Consider the following 23,316-nt stretch of genomic DNA (forward strand, 5'->3'; position numbering starts at 1 on the left):
TGGCTGAAATAGGTCGTCTTGACCAGCCTCGTTGGCCGGCGTCAGCAACCGTTGCATTCACTACTCTCGTAGGAAAAAGATGGCCCTCCATAGAGGGCCATCTGGGGATTACCAAGAATTACTTGCTAGCCGGCTGATAAGTCAGATCGGCGCTGTAGCTATCCACATGCGACGACACCTCCTGGATGGCGTCATTGAGTGACTTGCGCATCGCGGCGGCATCTCCCTTGCCATAAACATTTTCAACCATCTTCCATAATGACGGATTGGCATCCTCGCCGAAGTCTGCCCAGCTCTTGGAGAAACTCACCACAATGAAATCCGGCGAGCCTTGACCGCCGTCCTTGACCTTCGCAATCATGAAATGCTCGGACCACTTGGATTTCTCGGCAGCCGCGGCGATTTTCCTGGCCACATCCGTGAATGCCTCGGACGCATCGTGACCAGGCTTGAGCTTGAAGTAGGTAACTTCCGTGAACGCCGACTTCATGGGCATGCCATCAGGCATATAGGTGAGTTCAGGCGTGCGCACAAGAAATGCGCTCATCTCGCTTTTCAGATGCGGATTCACCGCAGTCCGCCACGTTTGATCGCACGCTTTGCCGGCCGTGTGCATCGCATCGAAACTTTCCCATGTCGATGGCTCCGAAACATACGAGTACTGGTACGTGTCGCCAGTTTCATGCAACAACGCAGTCCACGTGAATTTGAAGCCATGCTGACTCAGGCACTGGTTGTAGCTTTTGACACCGGCCTCGTAGGCTTGCTGATCCGCGGGTGCCACGGTATCGGTGTAATCACGGATGACATTCGCCTTGCCCATTTCTGCTGCGTGGACGCCGGTAATGCACAACAGTGTCACCATCGACGCCATCCAGGGTTTCATGCTTTTCATAAAAGCCTCCCTCAGAGCTTGCGCTCTGCAGTTCATGGATTGTGTTGCTGTCTCCCCTCTTCGCAGGAATGCGAAGACCGACGAGTATGCGCGCATACAAAACCGCATATCGAAATATTTGCAGTTTATTGATTCAAATAAACATTACTGTGGGCAGCGCCGTGGACGCCCGCGCTACAATCACCACCCGCAATTCCGCCCGTTCCTGACCCACCTTCGTATGCGCAATCCTCTGCAAGAACAATTGCTCAAGGCCGGCCTGGTCAACAAGACCAAGGCGGCGCAGGTGGTGCGCGAACAGGCGAAGAACCACAAGGGCAAAACGCCGGCACCACCTAGTGCCGAGCAGGTCGAGGCGAAGCGGCTGCAAGCCGAGAAGGCCGAGCGCGATCGGGCGCTGGCGGCGGAGCGCAATGCACAGGTGCGTGCCAATGAAGCGCACGCGCAGGTTCGGCAGATCGTCGAGGCGCACAAGGTGAAGCGTGAGGGCGAGATTGCCTATCGCTTCACCGATGGCGACGCGATCAAGGACGTGCTGGTCAACGAAGCGCTGCGCGCACAGCTGGCCAGCGGCACGTTGGTGATCGTGCGCCACGATCAGGGTTACGAGCTGTTGCCGCGCATCGCGGCCGACAAGGTGTATGCCCGCGATGCGGCGCTGATCGTGCTCGATCACGGTCGCGGCGAGGCCAGTAGTGGCAACAGCGATGACGACGAGTACTACAAGCAGTTCCAGGTGCCGGACGATCTGATTTGGTAGCGCGTCAGCGCTTCAGTTCCAGCAAATCCCAGCCATTGCCGTACAGGTCCTCGAACACCGCCACCGTGCCGTAGGCCTCGTAACGCGGCTCCTCGCGAAAATGCACGCCTGCGGCGCGCATCCGCTGCCAGTCGCGCTGGAAATCGTCGGTGTTGAGCAGCAGAAACACGCGGCCACCGGTCTGGTTGCCGATGCGCGAAGCCTGTTCGTCGCCTTTCGCCTTGGCCAGCAACAGGCGGGTTTCGCTGGAGCCGGGTGGCGCCAGCAGCACCCAGCGCTTGTCACCGCCCATGTTGGTGTCCTCGATCAGCTCGAAGCCGAGTGCGTGGGTGTACCAGGCAATCGCCTCGTCGTAGTCAGCGACGAGAAGCGCCAGTGCGCCGAGATGCTGTTTCATTTCTTGTCTACCTTGAGCGTCGGCAGTGGACCGAGCTCCGCCTGCAATTTCTTGGTCAATTTCGCGCGTATCAGTACGTACGCATCGAGGACGAATGCCGTCAGTTCAGCCGTGGCGAAACGCTGTGGCTCGGTGATCGAGATCCAGTGTGCCCGCGCCAGATACGGCGCTGGAATGATGCCGGGCTGGTCGGTGAGTTCGAGGAAACGCTCATCCGCCACCTTGAACGAGAGCCGGCCGCCCTCGCTGCCGTCCGACGGCATCACCGCGAACATCTTGCCACCCACACTGAGCACCATGTCGACGCCCCATTTGGTATCGCGCGTGACGCCGGGCCAGCGACGGCACAGCGCATCCAGCTGGGCAGCGGTGAGGCCGTTGGCCTGCTTGCGGGTCATGCTGTACTCCCTGGAAATCCAGCGCGCATTGTGCGGCGTGCCCCCACCGCTGTCTGCCGATTTGGCGATCTCCCGTACTGCAACACGACTCACCCCGGCGCGAGCCCCTTGCTGCAGCTGGCCAGCAGCAGCGTCATTGCAAATTCATGTTGCGTTGCACACAATACGCAAAAGTATGGAGCTGCCATGATCCCTGCCATCGACTTTGCTGCCCCCGACCGTTATGCGCCGCTGCCACCACGCAGCAGCGAGCGCTTTGCCCGGCCGCGCGTGGCGCCATCGAGTACCGGCGAATCTGTGCGTACCCGCGACGGTCGCGAGTTGGTCCTGCGCGCGATCGAGCCAGGCGACGTGGCGGCGATGCAGCGTTGTTTCACCCGGCTGTCGCCAGAGGACATCCGCCGCCGCTTCCTGCATGCGATGTCCGAATTGCCGGCGCCGATGGCGCAGCGGCTGTGTCGCATCGACCCGGCATTCGAGACGGGCTATGTGCTGATGGACGAAACGGTGGCGCCGGCCGAGATGCGCGGCGTGGGCCGGATCTACGTCGACGAGGCCACCGACACGGCCGAATTCTCGGTGCTGGTGGAGCAGGATTGGGGCCGCATCGGCCTTGGTGCGCTGCTGATGCAGCGACTGGTTGATGACTCCCGCCGCCGCAAGCTCGCCGAACTCTGGGGCTACGTGCTGCAGGAAAACCGGCCGATGCTGGAGCTGTGCAAGGAGCTGGGCTTCAGCCAACGCCTGATCCCGGATGAACCGGGTACGGCGCTGATCACGCTGAAGCTCTGATCGACCACCCTCACACACAAACAGCCCCGGCCAGCCGGGGCTGTCGCGTTACACTTGCCCGCTTTCCCCGGCGCGGCTCGATGGCGGCGCCTTGAACCTGCGTCCTCTATGCCCAGCCTGATCAAGCATCCGCCACTTCCCAGCACTCCCAAACAACGCCGTTACTGGACGCCGCCCCATGGCTCCGCACGGGCACTGCTGATTGCCGAAGCGGCGCGCACGCATGACGGCCTGCTGGTGGCGGTAACCCGTGACACCCAGCGCGCGCAGGCACTGGAAGCGGAACTGAAGATCTTTGCCGGCGGCCTGCCGGTGCTGCATTTCCCGGACTGGGAAACCCTGCCCTACGACGTCTTCAGCCCGCATCCGGAGATCGTCTCGCAGCGCATCGCCACGCTGTACCAGCTGCCGAACGTGAAGCGCGGCGTGCTGGTGGTGCCGGTGGCGACGCTGATGCAGCGCATCGCGCCGCGCGCACACATCACCGGCTCCGGACTGGTGCTGGCCAAACGCCAGAAGCTTGATCTGGTCACTGAACAACGCCGCCTCGAAGCCTCCGGCTATCGCAACGTGCCCCAGGTGGCCGAGCCGGGGGACTTCGCCGTGCGTGGCGCCCTGCTCGACATCTTCCCAATGGGCACCGCCGAGCCGTACCGCATCGAGCTGTTCGACGACGAGGTGGAGTCGATCCGCAGCTTCGATCCGGAAACCCAGCGCTCGCAGCAGCAGGTGGAGAAGATCGAGCTGCTGCCCGCACGCGAGTTCCCGCTCACCGAGGAGGCGGCGAAGGAGTTCCGCGGCAACCTGCGCGAGCGCTTCCCGATCGACGTTCGCCGCTGTCCGCTGTATCAGGACATGAAGGAAGGCGTGACGCCCGGTGGCATCGAGTACTACCTGCCATTGTTCTTCCAGCAAACCGCCACGTTGTTCGACCACCTAGCCGACGACGCGCTGTTCGTGCTCGGCGAAGGCGCGGGCGACGCCGCCGACCAGTTCTGGACGCAGACCGCCGAGCGCTACGACCAGCGCGCGCACGACATCGAACGCCCGGTGCTGCCGCCGGCCGAGCTGTACCTGCCGCCGGAACAACTGCGCGAGCAGCTCAACAAGCGGCTGCGCGTGGAAGTGGTCGACAGTGGTCACGAACACGCCGTCGCCAGTGGTACCCAGCCCGCGCCGGAGCTGCCGCTCAACCGCAAGGGTGAGGAGCCGGGCACGTCGCTGCGACATTTCCTCGCCAGTTATCCAGGCCGCGTGCTGATCGCCGCCGATTCGGCGGGACGGCGCGAGGCACTGAATGAGACGCTGGCCGGCGCCGGACTGAAAGCAGCCAGCATGGAAGGCTGGTCGGCATTCCTCGCTGAGAGTGCACCGCGCTTCGCCATCACCATCGCCAGCCTGGAACAGGGCTTCGCGCTCACCAAACCCGCGATCACTGTGCTTACCGAGCGCGAGCTGTACGGCGAGCGTGTGCGCAGCGAGCGCGACCGCAAGCGCCGCCGCGGCACCGCGCGCGACCCGGAAGCGATCATCCGCGACCTCACCGAGCTCACCCTCGGCGCCCCAATCGTGCATGTCGATCACGGCGTCGGTCGCTACCAAGGTCTGCTCTCGATGGATGTCGGCGGCATGGATGGCGAGTTCCTCACCATCGAATACGCCAAGGGCGACAAGTTGTACGTGCCGGTGGCGCAGCTCGGCCTGGTCAGCCGCTACTCGGGCACCGCGCCGGAACTCGCGCCACTGCATTCGCTCGGCGGCGACGCGTGGGAACGCGCACGCAAGAAAGCCGCAGAGAAGGTGCGCGACGTCGCCGCCGAACTACTGGCGATCTACGCACAACGGCAGGCACGCGGCGGCGAATCGATGCCGATCGACCGCCAGCTGGTGGAGGAATTCGGCAGCACCTTCCCGTTCGAGGAAACCCCCGACCAGGAAACCGCGATCGAAGCGGTACTCGCTGACCTGGCAGCACCGCGCGCAATGGACCGGGTGATCTGCGGCGACGTCGGCTTCGGCAAGACCGAAGTCGCGCTGCGCGCTGCATTCGCCACTGCCACCGCCGGCAAGCAGGTCGCCGTGCTGGTGCCGACCACCCTGCTCGCCCAGCAGCATTACCGTAATTTCGCTGACCGTTTCGCCGACTGGCCGGTGCGCGTCGACGTGCTGTCGCGCTTCAAGTCGACCAAGGAAGTGAACGAGGCACTGAAACGACTCGCCGACGGCCAGATCGACGTGATCGTGGGCACGCACAAACTGCTGCAGCCGGACATCAAGTTCAAGAATCTCGGTCTGGTCATCGTTGATGAGGAACAACGCTTCGGCGTGCGGCAGAAGGAGCAGTTGAAGAAGCTGCGCGCCGAAGTTGACCTGCTGACCATGACCGCCACACCGATCCCGCGCACGTTGAACATGGCGATGGCTGGCCTGCGCGATCTGTCGCTGATCGCCACGCCGCCGGCGCATCGTTCGGCCGTACGCACCTTCATTTCGGCGTGGGACCCGGCGACGATCCGCGAAGCGCTGCAGCGCGAGCTGTCGCGCGGCGGCCAGGTGTATTTCCTGCACAACGAGGTGCAGAGCATCGAGCGCACTGTGCGCGAGCTGGAGGAACTGGTACCCGAGGCGCGCATCCGCATCGCCCACGGCCAGATGCCCGAGCGCGAACTGGAAGGCGTGATGGCGGATTTCCACCGCCAGCGCTTCAACGTGCTGGTGTGCACCACGATCATCGAAACCGGCATCGACATCCCCAGCGCCAACACCATCATCATCAACCGCGCCGACCGTTTCGGCCTGGCCCAGCTGCACCAGTTGCGCGGCCGCGTCGGCCGCTCGCATCACCGCGCTTACGCGTATCTCGTGGTGCCCGATCGCAAGTCGATCACCGCCGATGCACAGAAGCGGCTGGAAGCACTCGCCTCGCTGGAAGAACTCGGCGCCGGCTTCACCCTGGCCACGCACGATCTGGAAATCCGCGGCGCCGGCGAGCTGCTCGGCGACGAGCAGTCCGGCCAGATCCAGGAGATCGGCTTCGGCCTCTACACCGAACTGCTGGACCGCGCGGTGCGCGCGCTGAAGTCCGGCAAGATCCCCGACTTCGACCTCAGCAGCGAACACGAAACCGAAGTCGAACTGCACTTGCCCGCGCTGATCCCCGACGATTACCTCGGCGACGTGCATGCACGCCTCACCTTGTACAAGCGCATCGCCAGCGCACGCAGCGAAGACGACCTGCGCGACCTGCAGGTGGAGATGATCGACCGGTTTGGCCTGCTGCCGGAGAGCGCCAAGCAACTGTTCGCCGTCGCCAGCCTGAAACTGATGGCCACACCGCTCGGCATCCGCAAACTCGACTTCGGCGCCAACGGTGGCCGCATCGTGTTCCGCGAGAAGCCCGAGGTCGATCCAATGCTGATCATCAAGCTGATCCAGCAGTTGCCACGTGTCTACAAGCTGGATGGCCAAGACAAACTGAAGATCACCCTCGACCTGCCCGGCGCCACCGAACGCATCCGCAGCGCGCAGGAAGTGCTGATCCTGCTGGGCGCACGCCGGCCCGGTTGATCGCGCATCCAATTGTTTTCATCCGCAAGATCCATCCTGCGAGCCGCCGCTCACACGTGCGTCCGGGTGCGAAGCTCACCTCACCTACCGGCCACCACAGGCACTGGCGCGCAGCTACCGCGTGGTTTATGTCTTCGTCTACAGATGAGCAAGGTCATGCCTGCGCAACATGCATGGCATCGCAAATTTCCGGCCGAGGTTTCCATGACGAGCAAAACGGCTTCATGTTGCTGCGGACAGCTTCGCATCGAAGTTCAAGGTGATTCGCTGGGTACTGGCGTTTGCCACTGCCTCGCGTGCCAGCAGCGCACCGGCAGCGTTTTCGCGACGCTTGCCGCCTACCCCACTCCCTTTGCCGTTGCCGGCACCGCCACGGAGTACGTCCGGACAGGCGACCATGGAACGAGGTTCCGCTTCAGGTTTTGCCCTGTTTGTGGGAGCACGATTTTTCATACGGAGGAAGGGAACGACGAGTACGTGATGGTGGCAGTAGGTGCATTTGCCGACCCGGATTTTCCCGCGCCGCAAGACTCCATCTACGAGTGCCGCAAGCACTCATGGGTTCAATTGCCCGACAAGATCACCCGCTACGCAAAAGATACGGACTGACGTCGCACACACGCCGTATTCCGCTGTTCGATCACAGCGAAATAACAGGCCCATCTGTGCACGGGTATGCCGTGCCGCTTTCGGGAGCTATTCGCGGCTTTTATTGATGGCCACGCCGCTGGCATCCGCACACTGGATTTCAGTGCTGTCGGCGCCCGCATCGTGTTCCGCGGGGGGCAAAAAGCGGACACGACGGCGATCATCAAGCTGATCCAGCAACTGCCACGTGTCTACAAGCTGGACGGCCAGGACAAGTGAAGATCACACTCGACCTGCCCGGTGCCACCGAACGCATCCGCAGCGCGCAGGAGGCGCTGGTGCTGCTCGGTGCACGCCGAACCGGCTGGTGACCCTCCACGTCCGGATTGAACCATCCCTGCCAGACCAGACGACAGGCCAGCAAGCAGAGCGCCGACCCCGCAAGCGAGTAGCAGCCAGCTTCGGATCGCGCGCATTGGCACTGGCACGTCCCGTGCTTGACACATTCGCAAGGGATGGCGCAGGTTCGGACGTAGTTGTCCGATCCGACACCGGTTCCGAACCGGAGGACAGGCAGGCACGAAGCCGTCAGTTCGTGGGTGTTGTTGATCCGGCCAAAGTACGCATCGTTCATTCGCCATCCCGAACGGGATTGGCAGAGCGGGGAGATGCCGATGAAGAGGCTGATTGCATTACCGGGACCCGATCGCCGCAGGCGGTCATGGCTCGGTATTGCGCTCGGCCTGTTGTGGCTGGGTATGGGCGTGGCCCATGCAGCCGCCCCGTTGAATGGCGCCTGGCGCGAAGTCCGCACCAATGACACCGCGCAAATCGTGCTGAGCGAATACCGCGCCGGCCTGCTCAAGAGTTTCGATCCCTCCCTGCTCCAGCGGTTTCCGCGCAGCGACACCGGCAGCTGGGTGGTCATCGCAGCGCAACCACCCTGGGACAACAGCGAGCGGGTATTGACGATCTATCCGCCGCCATTGAGCACGGTCACCGTCTTCGCCCAGGGTGAAACGCAGTCGCTGGCACTGGACGATTTCAGCGCGCCGGCCCATGGCCACGGCCAGCTGGCCTTTCGGGTGCCCCTCACGATGCCCGCATCCACGCCGATCCTGCTCAGGTTCGAGCCATCGCAGACGCTGAGTGCACCGGTGCGATTCCAGCTGCAGACCTGGAGCGAATATCTGCAGCAGGACGCGCAGTGGCTTGTGTTCGCCAGCGCCTGTTTCGCGGTGATGCTGGCGATGGTGCTGATGGCGTTGTGTTTTGCGTTGATGCTGCGCGACGTCACCTATGCCTGGTACGCCGGCTACATCCTCTGCTACACGTTGATCCAGGGCATCCAGACCGGCTTCTTGTTTCACCCGCTGGAATGGAGCTGGTTGTCCGGCACGGCATTGATGGTCGGCCCGGCCGCCGTCGCGTTGTCGGTGGCGTTCGCTTCGCTGTTCATGATGCGGTTCTGCGAGCTGCAACGTTACGCGCCGCTGCTGCGGGTGCCGATCATGGCGCTGGCGATCGGCATGATCCAGCTGGTGCTGATGCGCTGCAGCCAGATCGCGCTGCTGGTCGAGGTGGCGCAGGTTCTGCTCAATCCGCTGCTGATGATCGGCGCCACGCTGCTGCTGGTCGCCGCAAGCGTCGCCGCCGCACGCGGTTCGCGTCAGGCGTGGTTTTTTCTGGCCGGTTGGACGCCGCTGCTGCTGCTCACCGCGTTGACCAGCGCCCAGGTCAGCGGCGCGCTGCCACAGCTGGACTGGCTCAACGATGCCAGCGTGGCCGGCGGCGCGTTCGAGGCGATCGTGCTGTCGCTGGGTCTTGCCGATCGTGCACTCAGGCTGCGTCATGATCGCGACAACGTGCAGGTGCTGGCCGATCACGACGCGCTCACCAACGTGCTCAACCGCCGCGCATGGACCGAGCGCGCCAGTGCCTTGCTGACTAACGGACCGCCACGACCCATCGCGCTGCTGTTTCTCGACCTGGATCATTTCAAGCTGTTGAATGATCACCAGGGCCACAACACCGGCGACCGCGCGCTGGTTGCGGTGGCCCAGGCGCTGGCCGCCGAATTGCGACCGGCCGATCTGCTCGGCCGTTACGGTGGCGAGGAGTTCGTTGCCCTGCTCGATGGCACGATGCCGCAACAAGCGATGCATGTGGCGACCCGTTTGTGCCGCCGCGTGCATCGACTGGAGATTCCGGTCAGTGACGAATCGATGCTGCTGAGCATCAGCATCGGCGTCGCCATCCGCCAGGACGGTGACGACGTGGAGACCCTCGTCGAACGCGCCGACCAGGCCATGTACGACGCCAAGCTCAATGGCCGCAATCGAGTCTGCATGCACGCCGACACCGTGTCATCGGACGCCTCGCGCAACCAGCGACTGTATGTGGTGGAAAAGCGCGAACACGACAGCTGAGCCGCTGTATCAGCGCTTCGCCAGCTTCCGCGCTGCAGCCACCACCTCGGCTTCACCCGGCAACACCAGCAAGGCCGCGCCGGCCAGCGGCGTGAACGTGTCGGCGCCGACCACGCGCTGCATCGGCGTGGCGCCGCAGCCACCCTCGACAATGGCGGTGATCACACCCTCGCCCACACCGGCACTCTTGCGCCCTTCGTCGAGCACCAGGATGCGTTTGGCGCTCTTCGCCTGCGCGGCGATGAAGGCATCATTGAGCGGCGCCAGCCAGCGCAGGTCGACCACGCGTACCTGCCAGCCGTGCTCCTGCTCGATCGTGCGTGCGGCACGCAGCGCCATCGGCACGCCGTTGCCGAACGTGAACACCACCAGGTCGTTCGCCGTCTCGTTGTAGATGCGCCCCTCGCCCAGGGTCATCGCCTGATCCAGCGCCGGATAGTCGAACTGCCACTGGCCATCGCCGGCTTCGTACAGATCCTTGGTCATGTACAGCGCGATCGGTTCGAGGAACGCGCACACGCGGCCATCGACTTTCGCCAGCGCCATCATCGTGCGCAACATCGTCGCCGCATCGTCGCCGCGGCTGGCACAACCGACCACCAGACCGGGAATGTCGCGCAGCGCGGTGATCGAGTTGTCGTTATGGAAGTGGCCGCCGAAGCCTTTCTGGTAACCGAGCGAAGCTACTCGCATCACCATCGGATTGCGGTATTGATCGTTCGAGAAGAACTGCAGCGACGCCGCTTCGCCGCGGATCTGATCGCAGGCGTTGTGGAAATACGCCAGGTACTGGATCTCCGGCATGGGCAGCATGCCCATGTTGGCGTAGCCCTGGGCCAGGCCGAGGATCATCGTCTCATCGAGCAGCGTGTTGAACACGCGGCTGCCCTTGAAGGTCTTGTTGAGACCCTTGGTGACGGTGTACACGCCACCTTTCTGCGCCACGTCCTCACCGAACAGCAATGCCTGCGGGTACTTCGCCAGCAAGTCATGCAGCGCTTGGCCGATCTGGATCGCCAGGTGCCGCGGCGACAGGTTTTCCGGCAACTTCGCTTCGCCACCGAATACAGCGAGGCGCTTCTCGGCGTAGTCCGCACGCGTGGCCTCAGCCTTGACGGCAGCCGGCGTGTACGGCGCCAGCGGCTTCATCACATCCTCGAGCGAAGTCAGACGATGGCGCGAATCCGCATCCTCGGCGGCAGCGAAGCAACGTTTGCGAGTGGCCTCGTACAGATTCAGTAGCTCGTCCTTCGAGTACAGGCCGGACTCCAGCGCGATGCCGGCCGAACGCAGCAACGGATCGCTCGCCTCCACCGCGAACAGTTCCTCGATGCTGCGCCACTCGATCTCGAAATCGGTGCCGGCATGACCCATCACGCGGGTGGTCTTGAGGTGCAAAAAGGTCGGTCGGCGCGTCGTGCGGCAATGCTCCACCGCGCGCTGCACCTGCGCGTAGCCCTCGGCCAGATCGAGGCCGTCGGCGAAGAAATAATCGAGGTTGGAACGATGCTGGAAATTGCTGGCGACCCAGCCGCTCGGCGTTTTCACCGAGATGCCGATGCCGTTGTCCTCGCACACGAACAACACCGGCGCAGGCAGCTTCTGGTACGCCGTCCACGCGGCGGTGTTGAACGCGGTCTGCGCGGTGGCATGGTTGCTGGAGGCGTCGCCGAACGAGCAGATCGTGATCGAGTCATCAGGAATCGGCAGCTGATGACCGATCCGCCGTGCCTGCTCGATAGCCACAGCGGTACCGAGTGCCTTGGGCAGGTGCGAGGCGATCGTCGAGGTCTGCGGCAATACCCACAACGGCTTGCTGCCCCACACCTTGTGACGACCGCCGGAAGCCGGATCGTCCTTGCTGGCGGCAAAGCTCAGCGCCGAATCCATCACCGCATCCATGCCCGGCAACTTGCGGAAACGCTCGGCCATGAAACCGCCGCTGCGGTAATGCAGGAACGCCGGATCGGTATGCCGCGTGAGCCGCGCCACCATCGCGTTGCCTTCGTGACCGGACGAACCGATCGTGTAGAACACCTTGTTCTGCACGCGCAGCACGCGCGCCATCAGGTCGAGGTGACGCGAGATCAGCTGCGATTCCAACAGCTCACGAAAACCGCGTGCATCCAGTGCACTGCCCGGCAACACGGCTTCGTTGTCGCGCGGTGCGGTGTGCACTTCGCCCTGCCACAACTGCACGAACTCGACGAAGTTCTGATCGACGATCTCGGCGCGGTTGAAGCCCTTGTGGCGGGCGCTGATGGCAAACGGAATGGACATGGGCTCGGTATCGAAAAGTGGGAGATGGGGTTGTTGAACGATTTCAGCGCTGCATCGGGGTATGACCAGGCTGCGCCTGCACGCGAGCGAGCCAGGTACGGATATTCGGAAAATCGGCCAGTTCGAAGCCGCCGTCGCCGGCACAATGGGTATAGGCGTACAGCGCGATGTCAGCGATGCCGTAGTGCTCGCCGACGAACCACTCGCGCCCGGCCAGATGCTGCTCCATCACCGCCAGCACCTGCGCGCCTTTCTGCAACAACGCCGGCACTTCGGCCTGACGCGGATGCTCCGCCGGCAGCCAGCCGCGGATGAAGCGCGCCACCGCGATGCAAGGCTCATGACTGTACTGCTCGAAAAACAGCCACTGCAGCGTCTGTGCGCGCAACCAGCTGTCGCTCGGCAGAAACGAGGTGCCTTCGGCGAGATAACACAGGATCGCATCGGACTCGGCCAGCCGGCGGCCATCGTCCAGTTCCAGCAAGGGCACCTTGCCGTTCGGGTTCTTCGCGAGATAGTCGGGCGTGCGTGTCTCACCATGCGCACTGTCCACATCGACCCAGTGGTACTCCCGACCGAGCTGATCGAGCAGCAACTGCAGCTTGTAGCAGTTACCGGAAGCGCGCATGCCATAGATAGTCAGCATCGTCATCACTCAGCGTGGCCGCGCACGCCATTGCTCGCGCGTCTGCACCCAGATCTCGGTGGGCGAATCCTCGTACGGAGCGGGCAGCTTGCCCGGGCCGCGGCAGGTCGAGCCGAGCCGTTTCGCCAGCACCTGCGAAGCGTGGTTGTCGGGATGGATCGAGTGGATCATCTCGCTCCATCCCAGCTGGTCGAAGGTCCAGTTGATCGCCGCGATGCAGCCTTCCAGCGCGTAGCCATTGCCCCACGCCGCACGTGCCAGACCCCAGCCCACTTCGGTGCCGGGCCAGTCGACCGGATGCCATGGTCCGAGGCGGCCGATCCATTGACCACTGCTTTTCTCGATCACCGAGAACATCGCGAAACCCTGCATCGACCAGGCGCCGGCCATGCTCAGAAACCCGCGCCAAGCGGCGGCGCGACTCTGTTGGCCGCCGATGAAGTGCGCAGCCTCAGCATCCGCCATGTTGGCCGCGTAGGCGTCGAAATCCTCCACTCGGGTGGGACGGAGGATCAGGCGATCGGTCTCGATGCGCAGCGAATCGGAATCCATGTGCGCGACGCTCCGCTTCAGAATGCGTTGATGCCGGTCAGCTCGCGGCCGACCACCAACTCGTGCACGGTCTCGGTGCCTTCATAGGTGATCACCGATTCCAGGTTCAGCGCATGGCGGATCGCGCCATGTTCGGTGGTGATGCCGGCGGCGCCGAGGATGTCGCGGCACTGGCGCGCGATATCGATCGCCATGCGGCAGTTGTTCCACTTCGCCAGCGAGACCTGGGTCGGCTGCATCTTGCCGGCATCCTTCAGGCGACCGAGCTGCAGCGATATCAGTTGCGCGCCAGTGATGCGACGGGCCATGTCAGCCATCTTCAGCTGCACCGCCTGGTTGGACGCGAGCGGACGACCGAACAGGATGCGCTCCTTGGTGTAATCGAGCACTTCCTTCAGGCAGGCCTGGGCAGCGCCGATCGGGCCCCAGGTGATGCCATAACGCGCCTGGGTGAGGCAGCCCAGCGGCCCCTTCAGGCCCTTCACGTTCGGCAGCCGCGCGCTGTCCGGCACGCGCACGTTGTCGAAGAACAGCGCGCTGGTGACCGAGGCGCGCAAGCTCATCTTCTTGTGGATTTCCTGTGCCTTGAAGCCGGCGCTGTCGGTCGGCACCACGAAGCCCTGGATGCCGTCCTCGGTCTGCGCCCACACGATCGCGATGTGCGCGAGGTTGCCGTTGGTAATCCACATCTTGGCGCCGTTGATGATCCAGTCGCCGCCGTCCTTCTTGGCATTGGTCTTCATGTTGGCCGGATCGGAGCCGCCGTGCGGTTCAGTCAGGCCGAAGCAGCCGATCACTTCGCCGGCCGACATCTGCGGCAGGTAGTGCTTCTTCTGCTCTTCGCTGCCGTAGGCGTAGATCGGATACATGCACAGCGAGCTCTGCACCGAGGCGAAGCTGCGCAGGCCCGAATCGCCGCGCTCCAGTTCCTGGCAGATCAGGCCGTAGCTGACCCCGTTCATGCCGGCGCCGCCGTACTCCTCGGGAATCGTCGCGCCGAGCAGGCCGAGACCGGCGATCTCCGGAATCAGCTCCGTCGGGAAACGCCCCTGGTCGAAGCAGTCGCCGATGATCGGAAGTACGCGTTCGTCGACGAAACGGCCAACCGAGTCCTGCACCATGCGCTCCTCGTCGGAGAGCAGCGAGCGGACATCGTACAGATCGAGCGGATTCAGACTGACAGCCATGGAAGCTCCGGAGACGGGCGCGTAAAAACCGTTATTGTAGCGCGGGACCCGAGGACGCACAGGACCAAGTGTGGCGATTCCGGCATCCCCCGCCCATCCCCAAGTACCGGAAATTCATGTTCAAAGGTGTACTTCTCGGCTTCATGGCATTCGCGGCCTATGCCCTCAGCGACGCCTTCGTGAAGTCGCTGAAAGGCTCGCTGCCGGCTTACGAGGCCGTGTTCTTTGGCGCCACGCTGGGGTTGTTCGCGCTGCCGTTCATCAAGACCCGCGGCGACCGCTGGCGCGAAGTGCTGGTCGCCCAGCGCCCCGGCCTGTACCTGGTGCGCGCCGTGGCCGGTGCCGTGGGCAGCATCGCCGCCGTGATCGCCTTCACTGCGCTGCCGATGGCCGAGGCATTTGCGCTGATCTTCCTGTTGCCGATCTTCGTGACCATCCTGTCCGTGGTGCTGCTGAAGGAACACGTCGGCTGGCGTCGCTGGTCGGCGGTGGTGGCCGGTTTCATCGGAGTGCTGGTGGTGCTGCGTCCGGGTTTCCGCGCGCTCGGCATCGGTCACCTGGCCGCCGCCATCTGCGCGCTCGCCGGCGCCGTCTCGATGATCGCCCTGCGCGTGGCCGGCCCGCATGAGAAGCGCATCACCTTGTACAGCGCCGGCGTGATCGGCCCGATGCTGCTCACCGGCGTGCTGATGCTTGCCGATTTCCACTGGCCAGACATGCATGAGTGGCTGCTCCTGCTCGGCTACGGCCTGCTAGCGGCGCTCGCCGCTGTGCTGTTGATGCTGGCCACGCAGAAAGCCCCAGCCAACCACGTCGCGCCGACCCAGTACAGCCAGATGCTGTGGGCCGTGTTCCTGGGTTACGTGCTGTTCCACGACCAGCTCGACTGGCCGATGGCCGTCGGCATCGCGATCATTCTTGGCGCCGGGCTGTTTACCCTGGTGCGCGAAGAACAGGTCACCCTGTGGTGGAAGCGGGCCCGGATGATCCTGTAACAAATCCATCGAAGTCGTCGACTCGCGGCTCGATGCGATGACCTGGCCTGGCGAATCAGTCCTTCGGCGAAATCATCTGCCCGATCATCAGACGGTGGCCATCCGTTGTCCTGATCCCGAACTCGCGCATGCCCCATGGCTTGTCTTCGATCCCGCCCAGACACTCGGCATCACGCGCCTTGCACTGCGCATACCAGGCATCCGCATCGTCGACCCGCAGGTAGGCGAAATAACTGTGGCAACCGAGCTCGGCCGGTGGCAGGTCGTCGGGGCATTCGCCCAGCATGATCATGCAGTTGTCCCGGCACACAAAGATCCAGCCCGGTGGCTCGGCGACGATGCGAAAATCCAGCACGTCGACATAAAACGCTGCCGAAACGCGTACGTCGTGAACCGCCAGCACGTAATGGTTCTGCAGGATCGTGGTCATGTGGTGACCTCGGATCAATGCCGCGAACAGTTCAGCGCGTAGCTCGGACTCATCCGTGCGCTCACCGATTGCTCACTCCATGCGGCACATGCCCCGTCGCCACATGCTTGCGCGCCGACTCCACGTTCGCCGGTGAGTCGTCGAAGAAGATATCGGCGCCGAACGCATCGAGAAACGGCCCCTTGTCGCGGCCACCGAGGAACAACGCCTCGTCGATGCGCACGCCCCACTTGCGCAGGGTGAGGATCACCCGCTTGTGCGCGGGCGCGGAACGCGCGGTGACCAGCGCGGTACGGATCGGTGAGTTCTCGGCCGGGAATGCCGCCTGCAGCCGATGCAAGGCGGTGAGAAAGCCACGGAACGGGCCGACCGACAGTGGTTCGGCGGCGTGTTCGGTTTCGCTGCGATGGAATGCTTCGAGTCCTTCCTCGCGCGACACGCGCTCGCCCTCGTCACCGAAGATCACCGCATCGCCGTCGAACGCGATGCGCAGTTGCTCGCTGGCGCGTGGCGGCGCTGTGCTGGGCAGGATCGTCGCGGCCGCCACACCGGCGGCGAGCGCGCGGCCGACGTCCTCTGCATTGGCGGAAAGGAAGAGGTCGGCCTTGAACGGCGCGATGTAGTCGGAGGTCGGTGCGCCGCTGGTGAACGCGGCGCGGCTGATCTCCAGTCCGTAGTGCTGGATCGCGTTGAAGATCCGCAGGCCGGTGTCGCCGGAGTTGCGCGACAGCAGGATCACCTCGACCGGTGGCACGTCGCCGGCCAGCTTGTTGAGTCCCAGCAGCTTCTGCACCAGCGGGAACGCCACGCCGGGTTTCAGGATTTCGTTCTCGTGATCGATCTGGAACGAGCGATAGGCGTCGAGGCCATCGCGCTCGAACAGCGCATGGCTGTCGCCGAGGTCGAACAACGCACGCGAGGAGATCGCAACCACCAACCGCTGATCGCCAGCAGCGGCTGGATCTTGAGCGTCGGCAGATGAGTTCAGCTTGTTCACAGGTAGTGTCACATGCGGATCGTTGATGGATCGTTGCCGATCAATCTAGCACGCAGCCAATTTCATTCCGCCGCGAACTGCTCATCAAGAATGCGCTGCTCGAGGTTGTGCTCAGGATCGAACAGCAGGCGCACGCCCTGCCCACCGGACTGTCTGATCGATACCGTTTGCACGTCACGCACTTCGTGAAAGTCGGCGGTCGCACTGACCGGGCGCTTGGCCGGATCGAGCACGCGCAGGATCACTTCGGTGCGATGCGGCAAGATCGCGCCGCGCCAGCGGCGCGGGCGAAACGGGCTGATCGGGGTGAGCGCCAGCACGTTCGCGTCCAGCGGCAGGATCGGCCCGTGCGCGGACAGGTTGTACGCGGTGGAGCCGGCCGGCGTGGACACGAGGATGCCATCGCAGACCAGGGTCGCCAGTTTCACGGTGTCGTTGAGCTGCACTTCGAGATGGGCCGCTTGGTTGCTCTGGCGCAGTAACGACACCTCGTTGAAGGCCAGTGCCGTGTGCTCGTTGCCGGCCGCATCGGTGACCTGCATCTGCAGTGGGAACAACGACGCCGTATGCGCGCGTGCGACTCGCTCCGGCAAGCCGTCGAGCTTGTGCTTGTTCATCAAAAAACCGACCCGGCCCAGCTTCATGCCGTAAACCGGCACTTCCAGGGCCCGGTACGCATGCAGGGTGCGCAGCATGAAACCGTCGCCGCCCAGCGCCACGATCAACTCGGCCTGCTCCGGTGGCACATCACCGTAGCGGTCCACCAGTTTGCGCCGCGCCTGCTGGGCGACGCTGGTATCGCTGGCGACGAAGGCAAAGCGCATGCGCGAGGATCCGTGGCGAAGGTCAGCCGAGATTACACAGCATGAAGGCGCAAGACCATGTCTGATCCTGCGCCTTCATGGTTCACACCCTCAACCCGCGTTGGCTCAGTTCACCGGCACCTGCGCCAGCTGGGCCAACCGGCGTACCGCGACCGAGGCGATCGGGTAGTCGGCGTTCTGGGTGAGGATTTCCGCCAGCATGCTGCGGGTGTACTGCAGCGTGGCATCGTCGCGCTGCAGCCACGCCTGCACCGGCGAGATGTCCTTGCGTTCGCCGGTCAGGCTCAGCACCTGCAGGGCCAACGCGCGGTGCTGGTGGTTGAGTTCATCCAGCAGCGAGCCGCGGGCCTGTGCGTGCCAATGACCTTCGACCGGCAGCACCTCGATCTGGCTGCGCAGCCATTCCAGATCAAGCGCTTCGCCCAGTTCGAAGAACACCGAAGCCACCTTCTCCATCGGCTGACCGCTCTGCTGCGCCACTTCAGCCATGTCCAGCGCGGCGCGCAGCTCCGGCAAGCGGGCCAGCCGCAGCGCCAGGTCGGCGGGCAGGTCGAGACCTTCCCACTTCTCCTGGGTGCATGAGAAATCACCCTTGCCGGTCGGCGTCAACACGTCCGGCAACGCCTTGCGCAGGGCCGACACGCCCGCCTGATAGCGCTCGACGTTGGCGGCGATGTCCAGCGAACCACCCGGACGATTCAGCAGCCAGCGGGTCAGATGACGCAGCAGCGACCAGACCTGCTTGATCGCGTCGAGCTGGGTGTCCTCGGCGACCTTGCTGTCGAGCGCTTCGATCTGCGTCCACAGCTCGCGCGCCTCGATGATCTCGCGCGCCGCGGTATACGCCTTGGCGATCGCCGCCGGACCCTGGCCGGTATCTTCCTGCATGCGCATCATGAAGGTGGCGCCCATGCGGTTGATCGTCGAGTTGGTCACCGCAGTGGCGATGATCTCGCGCTTGAGGCGATGGCGCTGCATGTGCTCGGCGTACTTCACGTGCAACGGCTCCGGGAAGTAACGCACCAGCTCCTTGGACAGGTACGGGTCTTCCGGCACGTCGGAATCCAGCAGCTGCTGGAACAGGCGCATCTTGTCGTACGACAGCAGCACCGCCAGCTCCGGCCGGGTCAGGCCCAGACCGCGCGTCTTGCGCTCGGTCAGCTCGGCTTCGGACGGCAGGTTCTCGACCTGGCGATCCAGCGTGCCTTCGGCTTCCAGCGTGCGGATGAAATGCGCCATCGAACCGAGGCGGCTCACCGACTGGTGCTCCATCAGGGTGATCGCCTGGTTCTGCCGGTAGTTGTCCCACAGCACCAGTTGGCCGACCTCGTCGGTCATCGCAGCGAGCTGGGTGTTGCGCGCATCGAAGCTCAGCTCACCACGCTGCACCGCATCGTTCAGCAGGATCTTGATGTTCACCTCGTGATCGGAGGTATCCACGCCGGCAGAGTTGTCGATGAAGTCGGTGTTGAGCAGCACACCGTGCTGTGCTGCCTCGATGCGGCCCTTCTGGGTCATGCCCAGGTTGCCGCCCTCACCGACGATCTTGCAGCGCAGCTCGCCGCCGTTGACGCGCAGTGCGTTGTTGGCGCGATCGCCTACATCGGCATGCGTCTCGGCAGTCGACTTCACGTAGGTACCGATACCGCCGTTCCACAGCAGGTCGACCGGCGCCTTGAGGATCGCGCTGAGCAGGTCGGTCGGCGCCAGCTGCGTCACCTCGGGCTTGAGGCCCAGCACCGCGCGCACTTCCGGCGAGATCGGGATCGACTTGGCGCTGCGCGGGTAGATGCCACCGCCGGCGGAGATCAGCGACTTGTCGTAATCGTCCCAGCTCGAACGCGGCAGCTTGAACATGCGCGCGCGCTCGGCGAACGAACGTGCGGTATCCGGATTCGGATCGAGGAACACATGACGATGATCGAACGCGGCCAGCAGTCGGGTGTGCTCGGACAGCAGCATGCCGTTGCCGAACACGTCGCCGGACATGTCGCCGATACCGACGCAGGTGAAGTCCTGCGTCTGGCAATCGCGGTTGAGCGAACGGAAGTGGCGCTTGACCGACTCCCACGCGCCGCGCGCGGTGATGCCCATGCCCTTGTGGTCGTAGCCGTGCGAGCCGCCGGAAGCGAACGCATCGCCGAGCCAGTAGTTGTGCTCGATCGAGATCGCGTTGGCAATGTCGGAGAATGTGGCGGTGCCCTTGTCGGCAGCGACGACCAGGTAGGGATCGTCCGCATCGTGGCGCACCACGTCGAGCGGGTTCACCACCTTGCCTTCGACCAGATTGTCGGTGATGTCGAGCAGGCCGCTGATGAACAGGCGGTAGCAGGCAATGCCCTCGGCCAGCTGCGCATCGCGATCACCCCCGACCGGCGCCTTCTTGACGAAGAAGCCACCCTTGGAGCCAACCGGCACGATCACCGTGTTCTTGACCATCTGCGCCTTGACCAGGCCCAGCACCTCGGTACGGAAATCCTCGCGACGATCGGACCAGCGCAGACCGCCACGCGCCACCGCACCGAAGCGCAGGTGGATGCCTTCGACGCGCGGTGCGCAGACCCAGATCTCGCGGTACGGCACCGGCTTGGGCAGCTCGGGCACCATGTGCGAGTCAAGCTTGTAGCTGATGTAGTCGCGATACGCGCCGTCCCACTTCTGGAAGAAGCTGGTGCGCAGGGTGCCGCGAATCAGCCCCACGAAGCTGCGCAGGATGCGGTCCTCGTCGAGGCTGGCGACGTTCTCCAGCAGCACGCCGATCGCGCTCTCGACGATCTGGATCTGCTCGTCGCGCGGCTTGGACAACGCCGCGCTCAGACCATCGATCAGCGCCGGCTGCGCAGCCTGCACATTGGCCGGGATCAGCGCCTGCATCTCGGCCGCAAGGGTGGCGCCCGCCGCCTTCAATTCGTCCGCGGACAACGCCTCGCGGCGCGGATCGAACTTGGCCAGGAACAGCTCCACCAGCAGTCCGGCGACCGCCGGATAACGGTTGAGGGTTTCTTCCATGTAGGTCTGCGAGAACGTGGCACCGGTCTGCAGCAGGTACTTGCAGTAACCGCGCAGCATCGCCACCTGACGCCAGTTGAGCTTGGCGCCGAGAATCAGCCGGTTGAAACCGTCGTTCTCGGCATTGCCGCGCCAGATCTGCTCGAACGCATCCTCGAACAACGCACCGACCTGCTCGACGCTGAAGGTGAGCTTGCCGACCGGCTGCACTTCGAAATCCTGGATCGAGCGCGGCGCGTCGCCGGGAATGTCGTAGACATGCTCGGTGAGCACGCGCAGGCCGAGGTTCTCCAGCTGCGGCAACACCTCGGACAGTGCGATGTCGCCACCCGAGCGGTAGACCTTGAAGCGCAAGCTCTCCGGCGCTTTCGGCGGGTGATAGAACGACATCCGCAACGCATTGTCGCCATCCAGCAGCGACAGCTGATGCACGTCCTCGGCCGCCACCGCCGGACTCACCTCTTCGACGTAACCGGCCGGCAGCGACTTCGCAAAACGATTGGCCAGCACCACGCCTTCATGATCGCCGCGCTGCTGTACCAGGGCATCGCGCACCTCGTCGTGCCAGTTGCGCACGATGCTGGCGACACCCTGCTCCAGCTCCGCCAGGTCGTACGTGGGCTGGTCGCCGATCTTCGGGCGCACCACGATGGTCAGTCGCGCCAGCGCAGCCTCGCCCATCTGCACCGACGAATCGCTCTGCTCGGCATGCAGGGCCGTGCCCAGCAGGTTCTCGATGCGCTCGCGCACCGAGGTGTTGAAGCGGTCGCGCGGCACGAACACCATGCAGCTGAAGAAACGACCGTAGCGGTCACGCCGCATGAACAGCCGCGTGTGCGCACGCTGGCGCAGTTCGAGGATGCCCATCGCGGTGGCGAACAACTCGTCCTCGTTGCTCTGCTGCAGTTCCTCGCGCGGCAGCGTCTCCAGGATATGGCGCAGCGACTTGCCGGAATACGAGTCGCGCTTGAGGCCCGAACGTGCCAGCACCGCCTCGACCTTGTGCCGCACCAGCGGCACGTCCTGCGGACGCGCCATGTAGGCATTGGAGGAAAACAGGCCGAGGAAGCGCTGCTCGGCCACCGCGCGGCCGTTCGCACCGAACTGAAGCACGCCGATGTAATCCATGTAGCCGGCGCGGTGCACGTGCGAACGCGCGTTGGTCTTGGTCAGGATGATCGCGTCGGTCGAACCGGACTGCGGCAACTCGCTGGCAGCCAGGGTGCGCAACGAGCGCGGCGCCATCGAACTCTCGCTGTTGCGCAGAATGCCCAGGCCTGAGTTATCGACCGCGCGCAGCACGCGATCACCATCGGCATCGGCGACTTCGTATTCGCGATAGCCGAGGAAAGTGAAGTTGTCGTCGGCGAGCCAGCGCATGAACTCGCTGGCTTCCTGCACCGATGCGGCATCCAGCGGCAGCTGGCGCTGCGGTAGTTCGTTGGCGATCGCCAGCGCCTTGTTGCGGATCGCGGCCCAGTCGTCCACCGCCAACCGCACGTCTTCCAGCGCGGTCTCGACCTGCGCCTTCAGCTGCGCCTGTTCGGCGGCGTCGGCGACCCGGTCGATCTCGAAATGCATGATGGATTCGGATGCGCCCGCTTCGTCGCCGAGACCCTGCAGCTGGCCAGATGCATCGCGCGCCACCTTCAACACCGGATGGATCACTGCATGGATCTGCAGCTTCGCCGACACGATCATGCTGACCGTGTCGATCAGGAACGGCATGTCGTCGGTGACGATCTGCAGCAGGCTGCGGCCGGCATTGACGTCCGCCGGGCTGAGCACGCGCACCGTGGCGCGCGCAGGCTCGCGCTGTTGCATGAACTCCAGCAGGCTGCCGACCAGTGCCGCCCATTGCATCGTCGTATGCAGGGTCGCATCGCTGCTGCTGACGCGCGCGAAGAATGCCTGGCTGAAAACCTGTGCCTCGCTCAGACGCTGGGGCGACAAACCGCCCTTTTTCAGCTCTGCAAGTACTACAGACGGAAGGGAGGAATCGTTCGCCGCATGGGTCGCATTCATGGCATCTACTGGTCAGTGGAGACAAGGTTTGAGAATGGAGCTAAAAAGCCTTGAAAGGATACGCTGCGAGGCAAGGCGAATCCACCCGCGCAGCCCGATCTGCACCATGCCCACGCGCATGGATCGGATGAATCGCGATGCCTTTCGCGGATCACGCAACAACTTCTCGACGAGGCCATGCCGATACGCTGCGCGATGCCTCCGACGCGTCATGACCATCGCGATGGCACCGACACATTTCGGACCTTGCGCATCGGCGACAGCTCCGACGCAACATCGGAAAAATGCCTTCGACTGGTGTGCCCACAGCTTCGGCATGCGTGTCAATGGCTGGATTCCTGTCGCCGATAAAATGTAAACTGGTCGGTATAGTCTGATGACCGGGCGCCTGGCCGCATGCTTTTCGTGGCCGCACCGGCATTGAATTTCGCGGACTTTCGATGGTCCGGCCAACCTATGACACAAGACACCAAGGTCGCGATGCGGTATCTGGTTTCCTGAATTGCCGTAGCGCTTCCCGCCTCACCCCCATTCCCCGATCAAGC

Annotated in this window: 18 protein-coding genes; 7 read left to right on the forward strand and 11 right to left on the reverse strand. The window is 63.9% G+C overall.

The genetic code is table 11. The features are described from left to right. Positions 1–118: 118 nt before the first annotated feature. Positions 119–895 (reverse strand): hypothetical protein, encoded by a 777-nt coding sequence (locus IE071_RS07755; RefSeq protein ID WP_189440524.1) that lies wholly within the window; start codon positions 893–895, stop codon positions 119–121. A gap of 220 nt (positions 896–1,115) precedes the next feature. On the opposite strand from IE071_RS07755, the gene IE071_RS07760 reads away from it, so the two are divergent. Continuing rightward, positions 1,116–1,655 carry a DUF2058 domain-containing protein gene (locus IE071_RS07760; protein ID WP_189440525.1) on the forward strand — a complete coding sequence of 180 codons (540 nt, stop codon included), beginning with the start codon at positions 1,116–1,118 and terminating at the stop codon, positions 1,653–1,655. A gap of 4 nt (positions 1,656–1,659) precedes the next feature. On the opposite strand, the gene IE071_RS07765 is transcribed toward IE071_RS07760, so the two are convergent. Together IE071_RS07765 and IE071_RS07770 are read right to left on the reverse strand one after the other, a co-directional pair. Continuing rightward, entirely contained in the window at positions 1,660–2,052 is a 393-nt protein-coding gene (locus tag IE071_RS07765) for a VOC family protein (RefSeq protein ID WP_189440526.1), read from the reverse strand. Continuing rightward, on the reverse strand, positions 2,049–2,450 hold the full coding sequence (locus tag IE071_RS07770; RefSeq protein WP_189440527.1) for an MmcQ/YjbR family DNA-binding protein: 402 nt from the start codon (positions 2,448–2,450) through the stop codon (positions 2,049–2,051). Before IE071_RS07770 ends, IE071_RS07765 begins: the two co-directional genes overlap by 4 nt. A gap of 186 nt (positions 2,451–2,636) precedes the next feature. Here IE071_RS07770 and IE071_RS07775 point away from each other — a divergent pair, with 186 nt between their 5' ends. From IE071_RS07775 to IE071_RS07795, 5 genes are all read left to right on the forward strand, one after another. Further along, complete coding sequence (locus IE071_RS07775) at positions 2,637–3,242, forward strand: GNAT family N-acetyltransferase (RefSeq protein WP_189440528.1); 606 nt, start codon at positions 2,637–2,639, stop codon at positions 3,240–3,242. A 108-nt stretch (positions 3,243–3,350) separates the two neighbouring features. Beyond that, on the forward strand, positions 3,351–6,809 hold the full coding sequence (gene mfd / locus IE071_RS07780; protein WP_189440529.1) for a transcription-repair coupling factor: 3,459 nt from the start codon (positions 3,351–3,353) through the stop codon (positions 6,807–6,809). A 156-nt stretch (positions 6,810–6,965) separates the two neighbouring features. Then, on the forward strand, positions 6,966–7,418 hold the full coding sequence (locus IE071_RS07785) for a GFA family protein (RefSeq protein ID WP_229792794.1): 453 nt from the start codon (positions 6,966–6,968) through the stop codon (positions 7,416–7,418). A gap of 66 nt (positions 7,419–7,484) precedes the next feature. Further along, the gene (locus IE071_RS07790; RefSeq protein ID WP_189440530.1) at positions 7,485–7,676 is read left to right on the forward strand and encodes a hypothetical protein; all 192 of its coding nucleotides are present in this window, start codon (positions 7,485–7,487) and stop codon (positions 7,674–7,676) included. Between the two features lie 395 nt (positions 7,677–8,071). After that, positions 8,072–9,826 (forward strand): sensor domain-containing diguanylate cyclase, encoded by a 1,755-nt coding sequence (locus IE071_RS07795; protein WP_189440531.1) that lies wholly within the window; start codon positions 8,072–8,074, stop codon positions 9,824–9,826. A gap of 9 nt (positions 9,827–9,835) precedes the next feature. Here IE071_RS07795 and IE071_RS07800 read toward each other — a convergent pair whose 3' ends face one another. From IE071_RS07800 to IE071_RS07815, 4 genes are read right to left on the reverse strand one after another with little or no spacing between them, the layout of a single operon-like run. Beyond that, on the reverse strand, positions 9,836–12,106 hold the full coding sequence (locus IE071_RS07800) for a thiamine pyrophosphate-dependent enzyme (RefSeq protein ID WP_189440532.1): 2,271 nt from the start codon (positions 12,104–12,106) through the stop codon (positions 9,836–9,838). Positions 12,107–12,149: 43 nt separating this feature from the next. Beyond that, positions 12,150–12,752, reverse strand: coding sequence for a glutathione S-transferase family protein (locus tag IE071_RS07805; RefSeq protein ID WP_189440533.1), 603 nt, complete (start codon positions 12,750–12,752; stop codon positions 12,150–12,152). Positions 12,753–12,761: 9 nt separating this feature from the next. Then, entirely contained in the window at positions 12,762–13,304 is a 543-nt protein-coding gene (locus IE071_RS07810) for a GNAT family N-acetyltransferase (RefSeq protein ID WP_189440534.1), read from the reverse strand. Between the two features lie 17 nt (positions 13,305–13,321). After that, positions 13,322–14,491: an acyl-CoA dehydrogenase family protein gene (locus IE071_RS07815; RefSeq protein WP_189440535.1), complete on the reverse strand. Its 1,170-nt coding sequence runs from the start codon at positions 14,489–14,491 to the stop codon at positions 13,322–13,324. Positions 14,492–14,607: 116 nt separating this feature from the next. On the opposite strand from IE071_RS07815, the gene IE071_RS07820 reads away from it, so the two are divergent. Further along, positions 14,608–15,486 carry a DMT family transporter gene (locus IE071_RS07820; protein WP_189440536.1) on the forward strand — a complete coding sequence of 293 codons (879 nt, stop codon included), beginning with the start codon at positions 14,608–14,610 and terminating at the stop codon, positions 15,484–15,486. A gap of 55 nt (positions 15,487–15,541) precedes the next feature. On the opposite strand, the gene IE071_RS07825 is transcribed toward IE071_RS07820, so the two are convergent. The 4 genes from IE071_RS07825 to IE071_RS07840 form a co-directional block, all read right to left on the reverse strand. After that, entirely contained in the window at positions 15,542–15,916 is a 375-nt protein-coding gene (locus IE071_RS07825; RefSeq protein ID WP_229792795.1) for a VOC family protein, read from the reverse strand. A gap of 61 nt (positions 15,917–15,977) precedes the next feature. Further along, positions 15,978–16,913 carry a 5'-nucleotidase gene (locus IE071_RS07830; protein ID WP_229792796.1) on the reverse strand — a complete coding sequence of 312 codons (936 nt, stop codon included), beginning with the start codon at positions 16,911–16,913 and terminating at the stop codon, positions 15,978–15,980. Positions 16,914–16,975: 62 nt separating this feature from the next. Beyond that, positions 16,976–17,737, reverse strand: a complete 762-nt coding sequence (locus IE071_RS07835; RefSeq protein WP_189440537.1) for an NAD kinase — start codon at positions 17,735–17,737, stop codon at positions 16,976–16,978. 105 nt (positions 17,738–17,842) lie between these two features. Next, positions 17,843–22,771 (reverse strand): NAD-glutamate dehydrogenase, encoded by a 4,929-nt coding sequence (locus tag IE071_RS07840; RefSeq protein WP_189440538.1) that lies wholly within the window; start codon positions 22,769–22,771, stop codon positions 17,843–17,845. Between the last annotated feature and the right edge of the window lie 545 nt (positions 22,772–23,316).

The organism is Rhodanobacter panaciterrae (genome assembly GCF_014651895.1).
In the GTDB taxonomy this organism is placed as follows: domain Bacteria; phylum Pseudomonadota; class Gammaproteobacteria; order Xanthomonadales; family Rhodanobacteraceae; genus Rhodanobacter; species Rhodanobacter panaciterrae.